The organism is Bradyrhizobium sp. Leo78, from assembly GCF_059512425.1.
In genome coordinates, this window is the sequence record NZ_JCAMOT010000020.1 from 77,539 (window position 1) to 96,453 (window position 18,915).

Here is an 18,915-nt window from a genome sequence, read left to right on the forward strand (position 1 = left end):
CAAAATTGCACCGCAGCCTACGGCCTCAACAGTCCGGCCTAAAGCTGGCACCGATGGTACGTGACCTCCATGCCTTCGATGCCGGGAAACAGCCGCGTGACGCTGTTGTCATCGACCACTTTCAGGAAGAATTGCACGTTTGAGAGCATGATGCCATTGGCGCAGCTCACGACGATGTTGATGTTCTGGCCGTCGTCCTTCCTGGACTTGATCGAACAGTTCTCGAACTTGCCTCTCAGGCGATCAGGCTCGGCGATGAAGCCACCGCCATAGACGCCGGGAAATCTGGTGAAGGTGACCTGTCTTGCCCTTCCCTTGCGCGCAAATACCTTGTTGCATTGGTCGGCGCTCGTGACCCATGCGCCTGTGAGATCGAACGCGGTCGCCTTCTCTGATAGTCCGAAGACGGAAGCGGCCAATGTTGCCCCAAGCACCAGGGACCTGCGAAGTCGATTCATGTCATGCCCCCTACCCCGAAACTCTCAAGCGCTTTCCGTCCTCACCACGCATCAATGGCCGGTGAACACCAGGGTCTTGATCGGCAACAGCAGCGCCTGGATGCGCAGCAGCAATGCGTGCACCAGTCCCACGCCGTCGACCACGTGCAGCGCGATGCGGCGGCCCGCGCTGGTTTCCTTGTTGGAAATTTCCTCATGATTGCTGGTGTAGGCGTTGACGATGCAACTGCTGCCCGGCGTGACCCCTTCGAGACCTCCCTTAAAGAGCGGCTCCATGAACACCAGGACGGTCCCCGGCCGGAGGATGTTTTGCGCTTCGAGCAGTTGCTCGCCACCTCGGAACTGGCCGGCGGCAATGTAATCCTGGACCGTCGTGACCACCATCGGAATGATGACCCACGGTCTTGAGATGCAGGTCGCTTCCGCCACCATGCCTTCCCTCATCACCTGCGCCTCGATCTGGCCGAACCCGGCCTGCAAGACCCGCCGCCCCGCCCCCTCCGGGATAAGGATCCCGGCCGGCCGCATCAGCGGATTGACGACGTCACCGACGCGAAGAAGGAACTGCTCCACACGCCCATCGACGCCGGCGCGAACGAAAGTCTTGTCCAGATCCACTTGGGCCTGCGCCAAGCTGGCTTCGGCGCTTGCCTTCTCCGCCGGCAGCAGTGTTGAGAGCCGAAGGGTCGCAGACTGCTTGGTAGCCACTGCGGCATCAATCCCGGCTTGCCGCTGATCGACCAGGACTTGAAGTTTTTCAATATCGCGCTGCGGCACGATGCCGGGATTGCGGCGCTGCAGGTCGCTCTTGGTATCCAATTCGTCCTTCGCTTGCTGATGCGCGCTCCTGGCTTCCTGTGTCTGCGCCTCGGCCTTGACGACGTCGGCCTCCGCCGCCACCAGCGCAGCATCGACCTCGGCGACTTTGCGCTTGGCTGTCTCAACGGCCGCTTCCTGCTTCGAATTGTCCAGCCTGAAGATCACATCGCCTTTCTTCACCGGAGCACTGAAGCCGAAATTGACTTCCGCGACGCGTCCGGAGGTTTCCGGGAGGATAGGGATCGTCCGGAAGAATAGCGTGGCGCTGTCGGTGGCAGGGTGGAAATAGAAGATCATGGTGATCAGCGCTATCGTGAGCATCAGGCAACTGGTGATGCCCCACCTCAGCTCGAACCAGACCGAGAAGAATGTGATCTCCTTGCCGAAGCGCTTGCCCTGGACGTAGCGGCGATAGAGATAGTCTGGAAGGATGGTCACGAGGGAGCAGATCATGAGCTCAAGCATTGCTGGGCTCCCTTGCCTTCGTCTCCGATGAGGCTGCCGGAACTGCCGGATCCGGTTTGGTTTCAGGCTTTGCCGCGCCGCCTTCATCCGCTGCGACACTCGCTATCTTCTCCACCGAGCCGGCAATGCTGCGCAGCGGCGTGCTGAAGTCGGGAAGATCGATCATGGCGAGCAACAGCGCCGCGACCCAGAACAGGTGGATGTGCGTGAAAAGCGCCAGTAAGCCGAGGACCGCGACGATCTCGAACTGCAGCTTTTGCGATTTGTGCGCCATCCGCTCGGGCAGGCTGTGCAGGCGCCAATAGAGCGTGCCGACCCAGAGCAGGACGGCCACCAGGAAGATCCCCATGACAACCATCAGCACGTCGACCTCGTTCGGCGGGGTGATGAAAAAAGGCAGATGGTGGGGTGCCATTGGATGAAGCTGGTCGCTCAACTGCTTCTCCCGGTCAGGAATTGGGTTTGACCGTTCAATCTGGATACCGCCGCCCGGGAGGTCGCTTGATCTGGATCAAAGGTGCGCCCCTACCCGGCCCTAGCCTTTTGCGAACGACCATTGGAAACGGCCACTCAGGAGATGTCAGCCATGCCCGCGAACATTGATGACCTGATCCCCAGCGCCAGCCAGATCCAGAAGGAGGCCGCCCTCCGCGAGGCGGAAAAGGCGGATGAGTATGTCCGCCGCGCGGCCGCCGCCGAGGCCGAGAAGAAAGCACTGATCGAGCGGCTCAGCCGGCCCTCGGGCAAGTCCGAGGAGGAAAAGATCCAGTTGGCATCGACCATCATCCAGCGTGCCGTGCGGAACGGATTGACCGAGGTCCTGGTGTATCGCTTCCCGAATACGCTGTGCACCGACAGGGGCCGCGCCATCAACCAGATGGAAGCGGGCTGGGAAGCCACGCTGACCGGGATTCCCAAGGAGATCTACCAGCTTTGGACCGACTACCTGAAGCCGCGCGGCTATCGCATCCGCTATCAGGTCATCGATTTTCCCGGCGGGGTGCCCGGCGACATCGGCGTCACCATCGCCTGGGGCGATTAAGCGGCCAGCCGATTCGAGACGATCTGAAGCAGTGGAAGCCCGGATATGGCAGATGCGCCCGCCGCACGGATGAAGCGAAAGATCTATGAGAAGGAACTGGAGAAGCTCCAGGTCGAGCTATGCCATCTCCAGGAATGGGTGAAAGCGAACCAGGCCCGCGTCATCATCCTGTTCGAGGGCAGGGACGCGGCGGGCAAGGGAGGCACGATCAAGGCGATCACGGAAAAGGTCAGCCCGCGCGTGTTTCGCGTCGTCGCCCTCCCTGCGCCTTCGGATCGCGAAAAGACGCAGATGTTCATCCAGCGTTACATGCAGCATTTCCCTGCCGGGGGCGAAATCGTCATTTTCGACCGGAGCTGGTACAACCGGGCCGGGGTCGAATATGTGATGGGCTTCTGCAGCCCCGCCGAGCACAAGCGCTTCCTCGAGCTGTGCCCTACCGTGGAGCACTACGTCGTTGAGGCCGGCATCGTCCTAATCAAGCTGTGGCTCGAAGTGGGGATGGAGGAACAGGAGCGACGATTCAGGGCAAGGATCAACGATCCGCTGCGACAATGGAAGCTGAGCCCGATGGATACGGAATCTTATCGACGCTGGTACGCCTACTCGCGGGCACGCGACCTGATGTTCAAGGCCACCAACTCGAAACATGCGCCATGGCACATCATCCGCTCCGACGACAAACGGCGGGCACGGCTGAACTGCATCTCGCATATCTTGGACATGATCCCGTACAAGCGCGTTCGCCGGAACAAGGTCAGGCTGCCCAAGCGCTCCAGCAAAGGACGCTACAACGATCAGACCGGGCTGCGCGGGATGGCGTTTGTTGCTGAGCGGTACTGACCGGATGCGGCCAAGTTCCAAATTCCGAGCTTTTCTCAACCGTCCGCCATCCGGACTCGCAACGCCAGCTTGATTTATGTCAAGGGAGCGACCACCGCGCACGAATAGCGTTAATAATGGCCGACCATTTCGGCCGAGCAGGGATAGGTTCGAGGGTCATCTCGCCATCCGTCGCGATTTGCCAACGGCGGCATAAGCAATCATTCGATCTTCGAATCTTGTCCGCAACAAGAGGAGAGCGCAATGACACGGCTGCCATTGATTGCCGCAGCAGTTCTAGCGATTGCTGCATCTGCCCCACTTGTCTGCACGACAACGAGCCCCGCATCAGCCCAAGGATGGCACGGCAGGGACGGCGATGTGGGCAGCGATTTGAGAGACCTTCTGAGAGACCGGATTCAAACGCGCGAAGACTTGCGGGATCTCATTATCGACCTTCTGCGAGATCGACAGGAGATGCGGGGCCGCCTGCGCGAGCGGATGGGCCAGTGGCGTGATCGCGAGGAGGATGAGGACGATGGGGGCTGGCACGGCGGTCTACGGGGGCGGCTCGCCGAGAGGTTGGCCGAACGACGCGGTGGAGGTGAGGGAGGAGGGTGCTATTTCCTTACCCGCAGCTTGAGCGATGAGGACCGCGACTTTATCCTTATCATTCGTAGGCGCGTGTGCCGCGACTGAGCATCTCAGGGGTGAGCCGGAGCGGATCACGACCAGGATCGTTCCGCTCCGGCGTCTCAACTCGCTCACAATGAGGAGACGCACGATGAATAAAGCCTTTGCCCTCACCGTCACGCTTTTGCTTATCTCTCCGCCCGCCTTCAGTCAGAACGCTCCCAGCTCAGATCAGCGAGACTCATCACGCTCCCGAATGGATCGTGATCTGGACGATGTTCTGCGAGCGATCGGCGAATCTGGTCGCGGGGGAGCGCGCCGAGGCGGCGCCTCGTTCTTCCTGCGGAATGGCGACTCGATAGTGGCAGTGCGCTGCGATCCACAAGACTCCATGAAGGCATGCGTTGACACCACTCTGACGCTCCTTGAGCGGGCGCGCTCCATGCAGCCAGGAGGAGGGCAGAGTGGCGCTCCGGGAGCGCAGCCCCAACCTCGCTGACAACTCTGAAAGCCGGAATGTCCGCTTCCATCCACCGTCCAGACTGGCAGGAGGACGCTCCTTGGGCGGATTGACTCTCGCGCATTGCACAAGAGCTCCTCGCCCCCCGAGAAGCGGACCAGGGCAACGCAGCCCTGGCCCGCCCCGCGATTATTTCAATCGTATGGTGACGCCACCGACGGCTGCTGACACTTCGGCGCCAATCCTCGGACCGCTGAGCTGCAAGATCACGCCATTGGCATTCTGCAACTGAACGCCTCCGGCGCCGGCGGCAACGGCGCCACCGGCGCCGACCACGGCGTAGCTGCCTTCGATGGACTCAGGCCCCCGCAAATTCAGCGCACGCCCAACAAACTTGGTGGTCGAGGCTCCGATCGTAAAGCCAACGCTCATGCCGGAAACAGTGAATGGATAACGTTTGCCGCGGAGTATCAGCACGCCCTCGCCGCCGCCGACGCCGATGACAAAGCCGCCTTTGGTGAAGACGACTGCAACCTGGCCGGTCTCCGCCCGCGACGGCGTACTCAGTCCTGCCAAGGCCAGCATTGCCATCAGCGCGATCACCCCAACTTGTCTCATGATTTACCTCCAAGAGCGATTTAGAGAAATTTTTCCAACACTACTTCTCGCGTCAGACGCGCTCGACGGCGGATCTCTCCGATCGTCGTGAACGCCGACGTTTGATCGTGCTGGCTCCCTCCGCTGCCCCTTTGATCCAAGTCAATGCCGCGTAACTCGTGGCGAGGTCCTCAGGCGATCGATCATCCGACGGCGTTGCTCTCGCCAAGCACGCTGTCGAGCGTCCGCATCCAGTTGCGGCTATCGGTCTTTTCCGCCAGCCCATCTGCCTGCAACAGGTCGCGCAGTTGGCCATGAGCGCCGACGATGCAGAACGTCACTTCACGATCTGCCAGTTCGTCATGCAGATCATGCAACATGCGCGCCCCGGCCAGATCGATGAAGGGCGATGCCGAGAGATCGCAGACCACCAGCTTGATACCCGACGATTTTCGGAGCGCAGCCAGGACGGCGTCGAGGATCGTCTCGGCGTTGACGTAGAGCAGCGATGCTTCAGGACGGAATGCGATGACGCCGGCCAGCGGCTCCACCCCATGATGCCTGGCGCTGTCCGAATAACGGCCGGTTCCAGGGAGCCGTCCGAGAAACGCCACATTCGGTTGCGACGCGTGGACGAGCAGCAGGAAGATGGATGCGAGTGCCGCAAGCAGCACGCCTTGCAGGATTCCAAGCAGCAGCACCGAGGCGAGCGCGATCGCCGCAGCATAGAAATCGATCCGGCTGATTTTCCACATGCGCAGCAGCGCCGGGATATCGACCAGCCTGTATACGGCGGCAAGAACGATGGCAGCGAGCACCGCCTTGGGAAGATTTGTCAGCAGTCCCGTGAAGAACAGCAGACACAGCGCGAGCGTGACCGAGCAGAGCACCAGCGCCAAAGGCGTACGGGCCCCAGCCGCGTCGTTCACCGCAGATTGCGATAGGCCGCCGGCAACCGGATAGCCGTGGCCGAACGCCGCCGCGAGGTTGGCCGCACCCAGTCCCAGAAACTCCTGCCGGACATCGAGGCCGTAGCCATGCTTGGCCGCGAAGCTCCGCGCTGCGGAAACCCCCTCGACATAGGCGAGCAACAGACAGCCGGCCGCGATCGGAAACAACTCTTCAGGCTCCGACAGTCCGAATGACGGCACTGCAAACGCCGGCAGCCCTTGCGGGATCGCCCCGGTGATCGGCACTCCGAGCGCCGGCAGGCCAAATATCGATGCGACCAGAATCGACAGTGCGACGACGGCGAGTCCAACCGGCTTGCCCGGCAGGACGCGTTCGCCGATCAACAACAGCAGCAGCGCAGCAAGACCGATCGTCAGAACGAGCAAGTGGACGTCGCCGAGCTGCCCGGCGAGCCGAACAGCCCGGTCAAAAAAGTTGTGGCCACCGCCGGCGACACCGAACAGGCTGGGTAGCTGGGTCATCATGATCGTCAGCCCGGCGCCCGCCTTGAATCCCACCAGGATGCTGTCGCTGATCAGGCGTACCAGAAGGCTCAGCTTGAACAGCCAGGCGATCAGGCAGAGCAACGCCACTGCGCAGGCCACCAGGCTCGCGATGCCGGCGTATCGCGCCGGATCGCCCGCGGCCAAAGCCCCGACCGAGCCGGCGATCATGAGCGAGATCGCGGATGTCGGACCAATCGCAAGCTGACGCGAGGAGCCGAGGAGCGCATAGCCGACGCCGCCAAGCAGATAGCCGTAGATTCCGACATGCGGCGGCAGTCCGGCGAGCGCCGCATAAGCGAGCGAAACCGGTATCGCGTAGGCGGCGAGCGTAATTCCCGCGACGGCGTCCGAAGGCAGAAAGGAAAGCCGATAGTTTGTAAGCCACTCCACCGGCGGAAAGAGCCGCGTCCATCCCGGTTGCTGAGATGACGATGACTTCATGTGAATTGGCCTGTCACGAGGCGCTATAGCGGTCGCCGAAATGCTCCGATGAACGACGGCCTGCGGCCAAGCGGGATTGATCTGGATCAAGCGTCGCTTCGGATTCGATCCGTCAACTCGCCTCGTAACAGCGGAGCTCTGATATGGGTCAGGCTTGCTCACGATTCCTGATAATGCTGTTCGTTGTCCTCAGCCAGATCGCGCCGGCTCGCCCTGACGATCAGAACGCTGTCGTGCACATTCAGGAGGAAGTCTGGGCGCTACCGCTCGTCTTGCCGACCATCGCCTATGTGGTGCGTCCGGTCGGCGGCGGCCCTTTCCCGCTCGCCATCATGAACCACGGCGTGTCACTTGACCCGGTGCAGCGCAGCTTCTTTCCGCTGGTCGAATTCCGCGACGCCGCCATGTGGTTCGCGCGACGCGGCTACCTCGTGGTGGCACCGGTCGGGTCGGGCTACGGCGCCTCGGCCATCGACATACCCGAGCGCGGGCTCTACGGACCGTTCTTCTCCAAGATCGGCAATTGCACCAATCCCAATTTCCGCGACGCCGGCATGGCTGTTGCGCAGCTCGACCTCTGGATCATCGACTATATGGCTGCCGAGAAGAAGATCGTGCCGAAGGATGTCATCGTGATCGGCCAATCGGCCGGCGGCTGGGCGTCGATCGCGCTTTCAAGCGTGAACCCGCCGCAGGTGAAAGCCATCATCACCTTTGCTGCCGGACGCGGCGGCCGCGTCGATGGCAAGCCGAACAACAATTGCGCCCCGGACAGACTGGTCGAGGCTATCAGTGAATTCGGCCGTACCTCGCGGGTGCCGATGCTCTGGATCTACATTGCAAACGACACGTTCTTCGGCCCGACGCTGTCGAAACGGATGCACGAGGCGTTCACCGCCGCAGGCGGCAACGCCGAATACCACCTTCTTCCGCCGTTCGGCGACGATGGACATTTCCTGGTCGGCTCAGCCGACTCCATTCCGATCTGGGCGCCGCTCGTCGGTGCGTTCCTGGACGGGCACAAGTAGCGACGGTGATCGGCGCTGAGGAGCACAGCCATGACGATGCAGCCTCCCGAACCGTTTTCGATCCTGTTCGCCGCCCTGATATTATCAGCGATGATCGCGGCCGGGCCGGCGAATGGACAAAAGGTGCCGACTGGTGCGCAAGCCGGGGAGCCCGAAATCGCGCTTCGCGGCCAACGTGAAGCGCGCGACATCAGGTTCGGCGACTGGGAGAAGGTCTGCTTCAAGCCCGGCGGCGCCAAGATGGTCTGCCGCACCACCATCAGCGGCAGTTTCAATACCGGCCAGACCGCGGTTCGTGTCTATCTGACCGAGCGCGAGGACAATAGCGGCGCGCGGCTACAGCTTTTCCTGCCGGTCGGCCTCTATCTGCCAGCCGGCGCCACGCTCACCGTCGATCAGGGTACGACCTATCGACTTCCGTTCACGTGGTGTCTCACCAACACCTGCATTGCGGGTGACCTCGCCGACCTAAACCTGCTTCACGACATGGACTCCGGCAAGAAACTCCTTCTGCAAGTGGTCGACACGAACTTGCTTTCGGTGAGGACGCTACTCCCGCTCGATCAATTTGCGGCCGTGCGCAGAGGCGCACCGGCACGCCTTTTCGAACAGGATATTGATGAGTGAATATCGGCAAGCTCCGCTAGGCGATAGCGGCTGCCATTTTTTCGATCGGCTCGATCAGCGATTTTGCCGAGAACGGCTTGGTCAGGTAAGCGACACATCCCGACTCCGTCGCCGCCGTGCGGTTCGCGTGGCTATCATTGCCAGTGATATAGATGACCGGCAGGGTGATGCCCTTGTCCAGGAGCCGGCGACGCAGATCGATGCCGGATTGACCATTCAGATTGATATCCAGGATGATGCAGAAGGCGCGGCCGAAATCGCCGTGGCCAAGCAGCGCGCTGGCGGAATCGAACAGCGTCGTGTCAAAACCGTGCTGCCCCAGCAGACGCTTAAGGCTCCTGAGCATGGATCGGTCGTCATCTACGACAAGAACAGATCTTCGATTCGACAAGGTGATGGCTTCAGCTTTTCGAGGATGTTTTCGGCTATCTTCTGCAGAAGGCGACCTGACCGCGAGCCGAGAAACCATGCTGATTTCACACGCGCCTGATACGCGCTGTCATTAAGATGTGATATTGTCCGTTCGTACAGGTGTCCTGAGGGAACCGGGAGCGTTTGCGCATCTTTCCTGCGAGATTGGATACTTCGATTTCGAACGCTAACGGGCTGCATCGTTGCTTGAGTCGAGCACGCCGAGCCGTTCCGCGATCGACACCAATTCGGCGAGCGAGTGCACTTGCATCTTTTCCATCACCTGGTGGCGATGTGCTTTCACCGTGCGCTCGGTTGTTCCCAATTGATGCGCGATCTGCTTGTTGATCTTGCCGCGCACGATCAACTCGAACACCTGTCGCTCGCGCGGGGTCAATCTCGCAAGCAGCGAGCGATGGGAATCGAGCCTGATGCGCTGGCTGCGCGTTGCCTCGTGACGGGCAATCGCGCGCTCGATTGCATCGATCAACTGTGCCGAAGACACTGGTTTGGTCAGGAAATCCTCAGCGCCGGCCTTGATTGCCCGCACGGTCGTCGCCGTGTCGGCGTACCCGGTGAGGAACACGATCGGCAGCGTCGAACCGAGTTCGCTGAGACGATCCTGCAGTTCGGGACCGCTCAGGCCGGGTATCCGCACATCGAGCAGGATGCATCCCAGCCGCTCATTGTCCGACAGACGATCCAGTAGCTGCTGAGCGGACGGATAGGTTGCGACCTCATAACCGGCGAGCTTCAGCCGCCGCTCAATGGCCGTCCGAAACGACGCATCGTCATCAACCACGTGAACGAGGCCAGGCAATTTTCCCTCCGAGGAGGCATGGAGCCGCACCGTGACCGGCAATCTCGCCGCCAGTCCGACACCATTGCCTACTTGTCCCATAGTACAATGGTCCGTGGGACAATGATTAGGAATGCTGCCTTCGTCGCAGATCAACCTTGGCGAGACCGGACCCGATACCGAATTCTTGCAGCGCAATAGTTCTAAAGACTGATAGAATTCGTGACGTTCAGGTGAGGAGTTGGGCCATGTTTTCCTATGTTAACATCGATCCGGCAGCGTCCCTACCTAATATGCTCGGCGCGTTCGGCATGGCGAGCGCTTCCAGCCCGATGATGACCCTCAACGAATTTACGTACAAGAAAGGGACAGAGATCTACGGCGAGAAAGAGCCTGCCGATTACGTCTACCAGGTCAAGTCTGGCGCGGTGCGAAGCTACAAGCTGCTTTCAGACGGCCGCCGCCAGATTGGCTCGTTTCACCTGGTCGGCGATATCTTCGGGCTGGAGAACGGCAGCGAGCATCGCTTCACGGCCGAAGCGATCGTCGACACCGCGGTGCGCCTGGTGAAGCGTCGCAGCCTTGAACTAGTAGCCGAGAGCGACGCCATGGTCGCCCGCAACCTGCTGAACATGACCACGAACAACCTGCAGCATGCCGAGGATCACATGCTGCTGCTCGGCCGCAAGACGTCGCTCGAGCGCGTTGTCGCCTTCCTGCTCGAAATGGACAAGCGCCTGACCGCGGCCGGCGTCTTGGCGCTGCCGATGTGCCGCCGCGACATCGCTGATTATCTCGGCCTGACGCTGGAGACGGTCTCTCGCGCCCTGTCGCGGCTACACGAGCTCGGTATCCTCGGATTCATCGGCAACAACCAGCGCCAGATCGTGCTGTTGGACCGGCCCCAGTTGGCTGGCCTCGATCTGCAGAACTGAACGGCCCTCCCGGTGTCGTCGCTCTGCAATACGGGCGATGGCGACCACAGCGACGGTCACCATCGCGTGGATCATGATGTTGGATCCGCTGATGGTTGCGACGACCACGAATTGAAGGGCCACAGCCAGCACCGGGCCCGCAAGGCAAATCAGCTCTTGGGAGTAAACACGCCGGTTGCGGCTTTCATGGCCGATTCGCCCATGCTCCTCCCCTGTTCCATCAGCGCTCGCATCTGGTCCTGGAAGAACTCGGACTGAATTCTGACTACATCAGGCACGTCCTTGGCCTGGATCAGCCGGTCGCAGAGGTCGAAGGTCGCCGAAGTCTGGCGCCGCATATGATCGCAAAACTGCTTGGCCTGCCCGGCAATCGGAAGCTGCGAGGAGCTCATCCCCTTCTCAAGCATGTCAAAATAATCCGAATTGGCCTTGCGAACACGACTGAGATTCTCGGTGAGCATCGCCCGAACATTGTCCGCTGCCACTTGGGGGTCCGACATTGCATCCTCCTCTCTTGATGAAATCTACTAAAGGTTCCGTCTATTTCGCGAGGCCGCCGAACCAGCCGTCATAGAGCGCAGCCAATTCGAGATCCATGCCGGTGCCGGGCACGATGGCCAGTCGACGGTCCCTCACAGCTTTCCCCATTGTCTCGAGGTCGGCAAGCGCAATCCAGCCGTCCTGCTCACCCAAGAGCGCAAGACGCGGATGCCGGATAACCGGTATCCATCGCTCCGGCGAATACCCTTGATACAGATCAAAGCGACGCGATGAGCGGGGACCAGCATCGCGCGGGTACCGCCCCGATCAATCGCGTGCCGGCCGGAGTGCCAATCATGAAGGCTATTTCCGTCGAAGAAGCCGTTGCGAAGATCCCGGCCGGCGCGAGCATCATGGTCGGCGGCTTCATGGGCGTCGGGACGCCGGAACGCCTGCTCGACGAAGTCGTACGCCAGCACAAGACGGGCCTTGCCTTGATCTCCAATGACGCGGCGATACCCGGAAAGGGCATCGGCAAACTGTTCGATGCCGGCCTGGTCTCAAGCCTGACCGCAAGCCACATCGGCCTCAATCCCAAAGCGCAGCAGCAGATGCTGGCCAACCAGATTGCCGTCGACCTGATTCCGCAGGGGACGTTGGTGGAGCGCATCCGCGCCGGAGGCTGCGGCCTTGGCGGCGTGCTCACGCCGACCGGCGTCGGAACGACGGTTGCCGAAGGAAAACGCCAGATCGAGATCGACGGAAAAGCGTTCCTGCTCGAGATCGCATTGCGAGCCCAATTCGCGCTGGTCCACGCCTTCCTCGCCGATTACCTCGGCAACCTTTCTTATGCGCTGACCGCGCGCAACTTCAATCCCGTCATGGCGATGGCCGCCGATACCGTGATCGTGACTGCCGAGCACATCGTTCCGGTCGGCGTCATCGCGCCCGACCATGTGGTCACACCGGCGCCGCTTGTCGACTATCTCATAGCGAACGAGTGAACCATGGATGCACAAGAGATCATCGGCCGCCGCGTGGCACGCGAGCTTCGCACCGGCCACCTGGTGAACCTCGGGATCGGCATTCCAACGCTGGTGGCCAACTACGTACCATCAGACATCAAGGTGTTCTTCCAGTCCGAGAACGGACTGATCGGCACCGGTCCGATCCCGGAGCAAGGGTTGGCCCATCCCCTTCTGACCAATGCAGGTGGACGACCGATCAGCGCGCTTCCGGGGGCCTGCACCTTCGACAGTGCGATGTCGTTCGGATTGATCCGCGGCGGCCATGTCGACGTGACCGTGCTCGGCGGCCTTCAGGTCGACGCCGAAGGGCACCTCGCCAACTGGATGATCCCAGGCAAGATGGTGCCAGGCATGGGTGGCGCGATGGACCTCGTCAGCGGCGCCAAACGCGTCATCGTGGCGATGCAGCATGCCGCGAGGGGGAAATCGAAGATCGTCAGAAAATGCACCCTGCCCCTGACGTCGTCGCGAACAATCGACCTCGTCGTCACCGACATCGCCGTGATCGGCTTTCCGGACGGCAAGGCGACGTTGATGGAGACCGCTCCCGGGCTCACGGTCGCTGAGGTCATGGCGGTGACGGAAGCCGAACTCGTCATTCCCGACACGGTTCCGGAAATGACGATCTGACGGGGTAACGAACATGCGGGTATTCAGCGACTTCAACGAGATCAAGTCCGCAGTTGGCACCGAGATCGGCGTCAGCGACTGGATCGAGGTCACCCAGGACCGCATCAACCTGTTCGCCGAAGCGACTTGCGACGAGCAGTGGATCCACGTCGATCGGGAGCGCGCCAAAAAAGAGTTGCCCGGCGGCACCACCATCGCCCACGGGCTGCTGTCGCTCGGGCTTGCCCCGCTGTTCATACGATCGGTGATCGGGTTGAAGGGATTGAGGAATACTCTCAACTACGGAGCGGATCGCATCCGCTACCTTGCGCCGGTGCCGGCGGGCTCGCGGCTGCGCGGCCGCGTCACCATCGCCGAAGCCGAGGATGTGCCGCCGGACGGCTTGCGCGTGCACTATCACCTTGTGATCGAGATCGAAGGCGGCGCACGGCCTGCCTGCGTCGCGGAGCTGATCGCGTTGCATTATCGGTGAGGCCCCGGTCGCGGCGAGGGGAGCAAATGCCCTCAATCGATGATGTGATAACCACCATCGATATACATGACGGTGCCGGTAATGAGTTTTGCACCGTCAAGCGCCAGGAATGCCGTCGCGTTGCCAACGTCATCGATGCTGACGAGGCTGCGGGTCGGCGCCTTCGACTGCGCCTTGTCCATCAGCGCGTCGAAATCAGGAATACCCGAGGCGGCGCGCGTGGCGAGCGGACCAGGTGAAATCGCGTGAACCCGGATACCCTTCGGCCCCAACTCCGCCGCGATGTAACGCACGGCGGCCTCAAGCGCTGCCTTCGCGACGCCCATGACATTGTAGTTCTCGACCACCATCTGGCTGCCGTAATAAGTCATGGTGAACAGCGTTCCGCCGTTCTTCATCAACGGCTCAGCCAGGTGAGCCATGCGCATGAACGACCAGCATGAGACCTCCATCGTCTTCAAGAAGCCATCCCGTCCGACATCCACGACGCGGCCGTGCAGCGCTTCCTTTGGCGAGAACGCGATCGAGTGCAGCACGAAATCAAGCCGGCCCCAATCCTTCTCGATGCGCTCGAACACCTGCTCGATCTGGCCTTCGCTGTTGACATCGAGCGGCATGAAGATCGGCGCTTCCAGCGCCTGCGCCAGCGGCTCGACATGCTTTTTCGCCCGGTCGTTCAGGTAGGTGACGGCCAGATCGGCGCCGAGCGCGCGAAACGCCTTGGCGCAGCCCCATGCGATCGATTGATCGTTGGCGATGCCGACAATCAGGCCTTTCCTCCCTTTGAGGGCAACCTTGGTCTCCGGAAACACGGGAATATTCATGACACCCTCTGACGGTTCGCGTTAGGCGATTGATTGTTCAACAGGACCGACAGGGTGTGCTGCGCGATCATCAGTTCCTCATCCGTCGGTATGACGTACACCGGAATGCGGCTGTCGGACCGCGATATCAGCCGCGCGTGGCCGGCATTCGCAGCCGGATCGAACACGACGCCAAGCCAGGCCAACTGCTCGACGATGCGTGAGCGAATTCCTGCCGAGTTCTCGCCGATGCCGGCCGTAAAGACGAACGCGTCCAGACCCTGCAGCGCCGCCGCCAGCATGCCGACGTTGAGGCATGTCCGATGGACGAAATACTCGATCGCCAGTATCGCGTGCGGATCGTTGCTTGCCTCCAATTGCCGCATGTCATTGCTGATGCCGGAGAGGCCCTTCAGTCCACAACTGCGGTAGAGGAAATCCTGGACGTTCGAGGCCGACATTCCCTTTTCAGATATGAGATAAAGCACGACGCCGGGATCGATCTGCCCCGGACGTGTCCCCATTGGCAAGCCATCAAGCGCGGTGAACCCCATTGTGCTCTCCACGCTGCGTCCACCGTTCAGGGCGCACATCGACGCACCGCTGCCGAGATGGGCGACGATCACCCGCCCCTTCGCGACATCTGGCGCGATCTGCGGCAAGGTTCTCGCGATATATTCATAGGACAGGCCGTGGAATCCGTAGCGCCGCACGCCCTCGGCGTGGAGCTGATAAGGGATCGCGTAGTGATCCGCTACCGGACCGTGGGTGCGGTGAAAGGCAGTGTCGAAACACGCCACCTGCGGAAGGGCAGGAAAATTGGCGAGCAGCGAACGGATCGGCGCCAGATTGTGGGGCTGATGCAGCGGCGCCAGCGCGACATAGCGCTCCAGGCGCGACACCACGCCATGGTCGATCAGCACCGGCCGCTCATAGTCCGGACCGCCATGGACAACGCGATGCCCGACGGCCATCGGGGAGATGCGAAGCTCGTCCCGCAGCCACGCTCCCGCAACAGCCATCGCGGCCGGGATGTCTGAGACGCTTTCGATCTGGTAGGCCCGCTCCGCCAGCGGATCGCCGTTTGCATCGACTGCGCGCAGGCGCGGACGGCTGCCGATGCCATCCATCTGGCCCTTGATCTGCCGCCGCAGCCTCCCTTCCCCTTCAATCGCAAAGATCTGGAACTTGACGCTGGAGGAGCCCGCATTGACAACGAGGATCGTATCCATGGCGATCACGCAGCCGCAATTGGAGCAAGCCGGCGCCGCGCGTCGGCATAGAGCGCCGCGACCGCGCAGGAGGCCATGCGCGCCCGCGGTGAATCCGCACGGGAGGTCAGAACGATTGGCACCCGGGCCCCGAGCACGATGCCGGCGCTGTCGGCGTTCGCGAAATAGGCCAGATTCTTTGCCAGCATGTTGCCGGCCTCGAGATCGGGAACGACCAGGATCTGCGAGCGGCCCGCGACCTCGGACTTTATTCCCTTGATCCTGGCCGCCTCCACATCGATCGCGTTGTCGAAGGCGAGCGGTCCGTCGAGCAAGCCGCCGATGATCTGCCCGCGATCCGCCATCTTGCATAGCGCCGCGGCCTCGATGGTGGACGGGATCTTGGACGTAACCGTTTCGACCGCGGACAGGATCGCCACCCGTGGCAATGTGCCGAAACCAGCCTGCGTGAAGAGATCGATGGCATTCTGGATGATGTCCCGCTTGTCTTCGAGATCAGGGAAAATATTGATGGCCGCATCCGTCACCAGCAGCGTATCGGCATAGGCGGGAACATCCATCACGAACACATGGCTGATGCGCCGATCGGTCCGCAAGCCGGTCGCCTTTGCCGTGACGCTGCGCATCAGCTCGTCGGTGTGCAGGCTGCCCTTCATCAGCATTTCGCCCTTGGCCGCATGAATCAGCTCGACGCCTTTGGCGGCCGCGGCGTCGCTGTGGGGAACATCGATGATCTCGACACTGGCGATGTCGAGGCCATGCTTGCTTGCGGTGTTCCTGATCTTGGCTTCGGGTCCGACCAGCAGCGGACGGATGATGCCGGCTTCCGCGCTGTCCAACGTACCGCGCAGCGATGTCTCGTCGCAGGGATGCACGACAATGGTCGGCACCGGCGGCACGGCCTTGGTGGCCGCGATCAACCGATCATATTTGGTGTGGGGTCGCACTTCGCCTGAATCTGCGGGCATGACGCTCATGGTGGCGCTCCGGATTCTTCCAACCAGCGTTACGACGCCTTCGCTTTTGGATCGAAAGGGGTAACCTTATCCCTTTCCGACATTTCGCTCGCATCCAGACAGAACAACTCGGCGACGTGCTGCAATCGCTTGGCGACCTCGCCTGAGATTTCGGCACTGGCCGACAACACCTCGCCGATCGCTGCGAAGGCCGCGCGGCGTTCGTTGGCATTGTCGGGCAGCATTTTCGGAATTGCCGCCAGCGCTCTCCTCTGGTCCAGCAACAGCATGAAGAACTGCTCGCGCACCAGCATTTTGAATTGTGCCAACGTCAATCGCTCACCCCTCTCGCGGCGGATTCGCCGCAGCGCTTCGAGGCTGCGCTCGTCCACCATGCCCCGCGCCGACCCGACGTAAAGCAAGCCTCTGATAGCTGCCTCGCGAAGGCCGCCTTCGTCGATCCTGGATTTCAGCTCGCTGATCCGCCGCTGGAGCATTTCGCGGTGCTCGGCCGGCATCCCTTGTCGCGACGGCTCCCAGCGCGGATCAACACCGACCGCCGCCTGAAGCGCGGGCGAACCATACACGGCGAGAAAGATGGTTTCGCTGAGTGCTTCCTGGTAGTCCCGCCAACCGTCGAGCGCACTGACGATTTGCCTTGAGATTCCTTCCTGAAGGGCGATGAACGGATTCTCCTCGGCTGCCGGTTTCCGATCATTCCGAATTCTTTCCGCCGTCGTCCCCACGGCAGTCATCAACGGATTTCGGCTGCTGAAAAACTCATATTGCAAGCGCAGCGGGTGGATGTTGCGCGTCCACTCCGCCAGCTGCGGCGTCACCATGCATTTGATCCAGGGCTGGACGAACTTTTTATAGGCGGCGAGATTGATCTCCGAGACGCGCTTGGCGGTCGCGAAGCGCCGTTCGTCTTCCGACGAGTTGCCGCCCATGGCGCGAATATCATCGAGCGTGCGCGCCTCGCAGCGCATCACCCACTGCCCGACCGCAAGATCCGCATTCGCAGTATCGGCGTCCTTTGCCTCGAAGGTCGCTTCATAGAGGCCCGGCGGCAGCACGTCGATCAGATCGATGTTGCTGGAAAATTCCGCGTGTTCCTTCTTGGCGATGCCGCCGGACACGAAGATTCCGAGATGGCCGACGCTCTCGTGAACCGTGTAGACGATGGTCTGGCCGTAGGCCCTGATCTCGTCGACGTCGGCGTAGAGATCGAGGACCCAGCCCAACGCCTGCTGTGGCGGAGTGATATTGTCTCCCTTGGAGCAGAACACCACGATGGGTGACTTGATGTTGCGCAGGTCGACTGCCTTGCCATCGGACGTCTTGATGCGGCCGGCGGCGAGATTGTTGCCGATGAAGAGCTCATCGACAATGAACTGGATTTCTTCCGCGTTCAGGTTGACATGCCCGCCCCACCAGCGCTCGAATTCGAGATAGCGGTCCGCCTCGGTGTCGACCTTCGAATACACATTATATTGTTTGGTCCACAGCGTGTTCGACGGGTTCTGGTTCTCGAAATTCTGCACCAGCCAGGCGCCGTCAAACTTGCCGGCGCCGAGGTCGCTGGTGAGCGCGGTCAACCAGCTCCCGCCGAGCAGGCCGCCCGAGTAGCGCATCGGATATTTGCCGTGCACGCCAGCCCAATAGGCCAGCGGCGCGCCGGCGACGATGATGGGCCCGAACAGTTCCGGGCGCAGCGATGCGAGCATCATCACGGCCCAGCCGGCCTGGCAGTTGCCGATCACGCAGGGCTTGCCGTCGCCATCAGGATGGCGCCTGATGACTTCCTCGATGAACAAGGCTTCCGCGCGCGCGATGCGCTCGATGGTCTGGTGCGGCATCGGCTCCGGCAGGAAGCCGATGAAGTAGCAGGGATGACCGGCCTTCATGGCGACGCCGATCTCGCTGTCCGCCTTGAACCCGCCGATTCCCGGCCCGTGTCCGGCGCGCGGATCGACCACGATGAACGGTCGCCGCTCGAGATCGAGCTCGATACCCTCAGGCGGAATGATGCGCACCAGCGCATAGTTCACCGGTTCGGAGAGCTTGCGCCCGTCCATGACCAGTTCGGCGGCGTAGTGCAGAACATGCGGTGCCGTCTGGGCAATGTGCTGCCGATACTGGTCACCACGCCGGCGCAGGATATCCAGGAACAGCACAGTGCGCTGCCCGGCATCAATCATGTATTCCACGGCCGAAGCAACGAGGCCTGACATGGGAACGCGCGCAAGCGGTGTTTTGTCGATCGACATGTTCAGACCTCCGTGTCGCGCATCGATTGAATGCGCCGCGCCACCCCGGA

Annotated in this window: 20 protein-coding genes; 8 read left to right on the forward strand and 12 right to left on the reverse strand. The window is 61.5% G+C overall.

The genetic code is table 11. The annotated features are described in order from the left end of the window. Positions 1 to 38: 38 nt before the first annotated feature. From AC5ZG1_RS24075 to AC5ZG1_RS24085, 3 genes are read right to left on the reverse strand one after another with little or no spacing between them, the layout of a single operon-like run. Complete coding sequence (locus tag AC5ZG1_RS24075) at positions 39 to 458, reverse strand: hypothetical protein (RefSeq protein ID WP_496134262.1); 420 nt, start codon at positions 456 to 458, stop codon at positions 39 to 41. Positions 459 to 509: 51 nt separating this feature from the next. Next, positions 510 to 1,742: an HlyD family secretion protein gene (locus AC5ZG1_RS24080; RefSeq protein WP_496134263.1), complete on the reverse strand. Its 1,233-nt coding sequence runs from the start codon at positions 1,740 to 1,742 to the stop codon at positions 510 to 512. Further along, on the reverse strand, positions 1,735 to 2,157 hold the full coding sequence (locus tag AC5ZG1_RS24085) for a hypothetical protein (protein WP_456644314.1): 423 nt from the start codon (positions 2,155 to 2,157) through the stop codon (positions 1,735 to 1,737). Before AC5ZG1_RS24085 ends, AC5ZG1_RS24080 begins: the two co-directional genes overlap by 8 nt. 171 nt (positions 2,158 to 2,328) lie before the next feature. On the opposite strand from AC5ZG1_RS24085, the gene AC5ZG1_RS24090 reads away from it, so the two are divergent. Both AC5ZG1_RS24090 and ppk2 read left to right on the forward strand, forming a co-directional pair. Continuing rightward, a complete protein-coding gene (locus tag AC5ZG1_RS24090; protein ID WP_028162470.1) occupies positions 2,329 to 2,784 on the forward strand; it encodes a hypothetical protein in 456 nt (151 codons plus the stop codon). A 45-nt stretch (positions 2,785 to 2,829) separates the two neighbouring features. Next, positions 2,830 to 3,627 carry a polyphosphate kinase 2 gene (gene ppk2 / locus AC5ZG1_RS24095; RefSeq protein ID WP_456644302.1) on the forward strand — a complete coding sequence of 266 codons (798 nt, stop codon included), beginning with the start codon at positions 2,830 to 2,832 and terminating at the stop codon, positions 3,625 to 3,627. A 1,261-nt stretch (positions 3,628 to 4,888) separates the two neighbouring features. On the opposite strand, the gene AC5ZG1_RS24100 is transcribed toward ppk2, so the two are convergent. Continuing rightward, positions 4,889 to 5,317 (reverse strand): hypothetical protein, encoded by a 429-nt coding sequence (locus tag AC5ZG1_RS24100; RefSeq protein ID WP_028162473.1) that lies wholly within the window; start codon positions 5,315 to 5,317, stop codon positions 4,889 to 4,891. 182 nt (positions 5,318 to 5,499) lie between these two features. After that, positions 5,500 to 7,194: a SulP family inorganic anion transporter gene (locus AC5ZG1_RS24105; protein WP_456644301.1), complete on the reverse strand. Its 1,695-nt coding sequence runs from the start codon at positions 7,192 to 7,194 to the stop codon at positions 5,500 to 5,502. A 173-nt stretch (positions 7,195 to 7,367) separates the two neighbouring features. On the opposite strand from AC5ZG1_RS24105, the gene AC5ZG1_RS24110 reads away from it, so the two are divergent. Together AC5ZG1_RS24110 and AC5ZG1_RS24115 are read left to right on the forward strand one after the other, a co-directional pair. Beyond that, positions 7,368 to 8,222 (forward strand): alpha/beta hydrolase family protein, encoded by an 855-nt coding sequence (locus AC5ZG1_RS24110; protein WP_456644300.1) that lies wholly within the window; start codon positions 7,368 to 7,370, stop codon positions 8,220 to 8,222. A gap of 30 nt (positions 8,223 to 8,252) precedes the next feature. Continuing rightward, on the forward strand, positions 8,253 to 8,849 hold the full coding sequence (locus AC5ZG1_RS24115; protein ID WP_456644299.1) for an invasion associated locus B family protein: 597 nt from the start codon (positions 8,253 to 8,255) through the stop codon (positions 8,847 to 8,849). Positions 8,850 to 8,865: 16 nt separating this feature from the next. On the opposite strand, the gene AC5ZG1_RS24120 is transcribed toward AC5ZG1_RS24115, so the two are convergent. Together AC5ZG1_RS24120 and AC5ZG1_RS24125 are read right to left on the reverse strand one after the other, a co-directional pair. Continuing rightward, complete coding sequence (locus AC5ZG1_RS24120; protein WP_456644298.1) at positions 8,866 to 9,318, reverse strand: response regulator; 453 nt, start codon at positions 9,316 to 9,318, stop codon at positions 8,866 to 8,868. Positions 9,319 to 9,447: 129 nt separating this feature from the next. Continuing rightward, positions 9,448 to 10,080: a response regulator transcription factor gene (locus tag AC5ZG1_RS24125; protein ID WP_456644313.1), complete on the reverse strand. Its 633-nt coding sequence runs from the start codon at positions 10,078 to 10,080 to the stop codon at positions 9,448 to 9,450. 227 nt (positions 10,081 to 10,307) lie between these two features. Between AC5ZG1_RS24125 and AC5ZG1_RS24130 the strand changes: the two genes are divergently transcribed. Continuing rightward, entirely contained in the window at positions 10,308 to 10,994 is a 687-nt protein-coding gene (locus AC5ZG1_RS24130; RefSeq protein ID WP_456644297.1) for a helix-turn-helix domain-containing protein, read from the forward strand. Positions 10,995 to 11,143: 149 nt separating this feature from the next. Here the strand turns inward: AC5ZG1_RS24130 and AC5ZG1_RS24135 are convergent, their stop codons facing one another. Beyond that, positions 11,144 to 11,494 carry a phasin gene (locus tag AC5ZG1_RS24135; protein ID WP_456644296.1) on the reverse strand — a complete coding sequence of 117 codons (351 nt, stop codon included), beginning with the start codon at positions 11,492 to 11,494 and terminating at the stop codon, positions 11,144 to 11,146. A gap of 336 nt (positions 11,495 to 11,830) precedes the next feature. Between AC5ZG1_RS24135 and AC5ZG1_RS24140 the strand changes: the two genes are divergently transcribed. From AC5ZG1_RS24140 to AC5ZG1_RS24150, 3 genes are read left to right on the forward strand one after another with little or no spacing between them, the layout of a single operon-like run. Then, positions 11,831 to 12,478, forward strand: coding sequence for a CoA transferase subunit A (locus tag AC5ZG1_RS24140; RefSeq protein WP_456644295.1), 648 nt, complete (start codon positions 11,831 to 11,833; stop codon positions 12,476 to 12,478). Between the two features lie 3 nt (positions 12,479 to 12,481). Further along, positions 12,482 to 13,132, forward strand: coding sequence for a 3-oxoacid CoA-transferase subunit B (locus AC5ZG1_RS24145; RefSeq protein ID WP_456644294.1), 651 nt, complete (start codon positions 12,482 to 12,484; stop codon positions 13,130 to 13,132). Between the two features lie 13 nt (positions 13,133 to 13,145). Continuing rightward, positions 13,146 to 13,604 (forward strand): MaoC family dehydratase, encoded by a 459-nt coding sequence (locus AC5ZG1_RS24150; RefSeq protein WP_456644293.1) that lies wholly within the window; start codon positions 13,146 to 13,148, stop codon positions 13,602 to 13,604. Positions 13,605 to 13,636: 32 nt separating this feature from the next. Here the strand turns inward: AC5ZG1_RS24150 and fabI are convergent, their stop codons facing one another. From fabI to AC5ZG1_RS24170, 4 genes are read right to left on the reverse strand one after another with little or no spacing between them, the layout of a single operon-like run. Then, the gene (gene fabI, locus AC5ZG1_RS24155; protein ID WP_496134264.1) at positions 13,637 to 14,428 is read right to left on the reverse strand and encodes an enoyl-ACP reductase FabI; all 792 of its coding nucleotides are present in this window, start codon (positions 14,426 to 14,428) and stop codon (positions 13,637 to 13,639) included. Beyond that, positions 14,425 to 15,639, reverse strand: a complete 1,215-nt coding sequence (locus AC5ZG1_RS24160; RefSeq protein WP_496134265.1) for an acetate/propionate family kinase — start codon at positions 15,637 to 15,639, stop codon at positions 14,425 to 14,427. Before AC5ZG1_RS24160 ends, fabI begins: the two co-directional genes overlap by 4 nt. 5 nt (positions 15,640 to 15,644) lie before the next feature. Next, positions 15,645 to 16,616 carry a phosphate acetyltransferase gene (locus AC5ZG1_RS24165; RefSeq protein WP_496134266.1) on the reverse strand — a complete coding sequence of 324 codons (972 nt, stop codon included), beginning with the start codon at positions 16,614 to 16,616 and terminating at the stop codon, positions 15,645 to 15,647. 29 nt (positions 16,617 to 16,645) lie between these two features. Next, on the reverse strand, positions 16,646 to 18,865 hold the full coding sequence (locus tag AC5ZG1_RS24170; RefSeq protein ID WP_496134267.1) for a DUF3141 domain-containing protein: 2,220 nt from the start codon (positions 18,863 to 18,865) through the stop codon (positions 16,646 to 16,648). Positions 18,866 to 18,915 lie beyond the last annotated feature (50 nt).